The following is a 2,069-nucleotide window of genomic DNA, read 5'->3' as shown; positions in this document are numbered from 1 at the left end:
CAGTAGGAATCTGGGTAACAAAGACATGCTTTTAGTTTTGATTGTAATGTGCTTGGTCGTGTGCTGGTCCGACACCTACGGCGTCGGACCAGCACACGACCACTGTGTAAGCCTCATGGCTAATGATGGCGCCTACTCCTTCATAAAGGTAGTGTAGCTACTGGCATCCAGCGTGAACTGTACTGTGCCTTTGCGCACGCGTACGGGTTTGCCTTTCTGCATGGCGCGCGCTTTGTCGGTGGTATACACGCGCAGCTTTTTTACCGTAGCGGGCACGCCAGTGAGCGTCACGCGACGGGTAGCGCCATTATTCACGAGGTGCACCACGTACTTGCCTTTCTCGCTGTTGCCCAGCGCCGCAGCAGATACGTCGGGGCGGTCGGCAGTAATAGGTAGGGCCATTACATCTTGGGGGGTGGCCGCTAGCTGCTTCAGGTTCCAGAAGCGCTGGGTGGGCCGCAGCGGGGTATTGTCGCCGAAGATGCCGCCCCCGGCCATAGGCGAGTAGTCAGCCGTGAGCTGCCATTGCAGAATGGTAAGAGGCTGACAAACAGCTAGAAGCCGCGTATACAGACTAATTTCCTCCAGCGCGTAGGTCGGCTCCAGGAAAATACTAGGGTAGCCCCAGGCTTGCGCATCAATACTCCCCTCGCCCACAATCAGCGGGAGGCGGAGCTGCTCGGCGGCGGCCGACCATTTTTGCAGGGTTTCGGTTTCCCAACCCCGCCACGAGTGAAACGACACGGCCCCGATGTAGGGGTGCGTGCTGGCATCCTGCAAGGCAGAATTCATAAACTCGTAGCTATTCGAATCGGAGTTGTCGCCCAGCAACAGCTTGGTTTTCAGGCCTCGGCTGGCAAAGTAAGCTCCTAGCTCCTTGATAAGTTGGGCGTGTTCCTGGCTAGTCTGACGGATGTTGATACCTAGGTCCGACTCGTTGAAGGAAAATAGCGCCACGTCCACGCCATACTGGTCTTTGAGGTACTGAATGTAATCGGCAATGGACTTGTAGCTAGCCTGTAGGTTGGTGGGGTTTAGCGGGTTGCCCCACTTGCCATCTGGCCCAGGGCCACTGCCATTAACTGGGGTACCCACCACGGCCCACGGCGGCGCCGACCACGCCGAGAGAATGATGGGAATATCCCGCTTACTGAGCTTCTGCGCCATCTCCATCGACTCGCGCACGTGCGGGTGCAACTGACCTTGCCAGGCGGCAGCCGTGGGGTCTTGAGCCTGGTTGGGCTGCCACAACTGCCAAGGCATCTCTACCCGGCCCCAGGCCACGCGCATGTTTTGCAGCGCGTAGTTGATTACCTGTGGGTCGTTTTTGGGGTTTTGCAGGCGAAAATTGCCCCCGAAACCAGCAAAGACGTGGCCGGGCTGCGCCGGGGTTCAACGTCAGCCGGATAGGGGCGCGGTCAATGCTGCCGGTGGTTTGGATAGTGAAGGTTTTCTGTGCGGTTTGCCCCTGCTGCACACTACCCGTCAACAAAGGCAGGAGAAACTGGTAGTGCGGCCCATCCTTGCCCGTTTCCTGCTTTAGCAGCACGGGCATCGGCTCGCCGAAGCTGATGGTAAGCTGCCGGGTAGGAGCCACTAGGCGGATGCTACTGGCGGGGGTGCTCGGGAGGGTAAGGCTGCCGAGCGTGCCCTTGGTCAGCACCGCGCCGCGGGCATCCCACACTTCTACCGTGGTGCTGTCCGGGTAGGTAGCGGCAGGAAGCAGCACGCTGAAGTACACGCCGCTGCTGTTGGGCATATTGCCGCGGGCCGTAAGCTGCACCTGCACACGAGCCTGGTTTGGCCCGGCATCCTGCACGGTTTCTACAAAATCCAGGCTATCCAGCCGGGTTGTAACTAGCTGCTGGTTACCCTCGCGCGTGTACTTGGGGCGCTGGCGCTCCTTGCCGGTTTCCGTCACTCGGCCATCGGCTTTCACAACGCGCAGGCTCGTTCCAAACGCCAGGAGCTGCCCATCGGTACGAATGCCGGTGAGGTTGCCCCAGGGAGCTAGTTCTACCTGAGCTGCGGCTTTTTTGCACGCTGGCGCCCAGCAGGAGCACGCTGGC

At 59.6% G+C, this 2,069-nt stretch carries 1 protein-coding gene; it reads right to left on the bottom strand.

Features of this window, described 5'->3' with window-relative positions; translation table 11 throughout:
* Positions 1-132 precede the first annotated feature (132 nt).
* Positions 133-1,290 carry a hypothetical protein gene (locus tag VI25_RS22795; protein WP_152981801.1) on the bottom strand — a complete coding sequence of 386 codons (1,158 nt, stop codon included), beginning with the start codon at positions 1,288-1,290 and terminating at the stop codon, positions 133-135.
* Between the last annotated feature and the right edge of the window lie 779 nt (positions 1,291-2,069).

The organism is Hymenobacter sp. AT01-02 (assembly GCF_000961955.2).
Classification (GTDB): Bacteria; Bacteroidota; Bacteroidia; order Cytophagales; family Hymenobacteraceae; genus Hymenobacter; species Hymenobacter mucosus.
Note: the sequence above shows the minus strand (reverse complement) of the source record. Positions and strands in the feature narration are given on the sequence as shown.